The 470-nt window shown below is 55.7% G+C and carries 1 rRNA gene; it reads right to left on the reverse strand.

Annotated elements, in window-relative coordinates:
• Window positions 1-457 (reverse strand): 16S ribosomal RNA (locus tag U4Z64_RS37405); the annotation flags it as partial.
• Between the last annotated feature and the right edge of the window lie 13 nt (window positions 458-470).

The raw sequence follows: 470 nt of genomic DNA on the forward strand, positions 1-470 counted from the left end.
GCCAAGGATTTCTTTCCGGACAAAAGTGCTTTACAACCCGAAGGCCTTCTTCACACACGCGGCATTGCTGGATCAGGCTTTCGCCCATTGTCCAAAATTCCCCACTGCTGCCTCCCGTAGGAGTCTGGGCCGTGTCTCAGTCCCAGTGTGGCTGGTCGTCCTCTCAGACCAGCTACTGATCGTCGCCTTGGTAGGCCTTTACCCCACCAACTAGCTAATCAGCCATCGGCCAACCCTATAGCGCGAGGCCCGAAGGTCCCCCGCTTTCATCCGTAGATCGTATGCGGTATTAATCCGGCTTTCGCCGGGCTATCCCCCACTACAGGACATGTTCCGATGTATTACTCACCCGTTCGCCACTCGCCACCAGGTGCAAGCACCCGTGCTGCCGTTCGACTTGCATGTGTAAGGCATGCCGCCAGCGTTCAATCTGAGCCAGGATCAAACTCTTCAGTTTAAACCTGTTACTG

The sequence above is a fragment of the Burkholderia sp. BCC1996 genome, assembly GCF_905339955.1.
Taxonomy (GTDB): domain Bacteria; phylum Pseudomonadota; class Gammaproteobacteria; order Burkholderiales; family Burkholderiaceae; genus Burkholderia.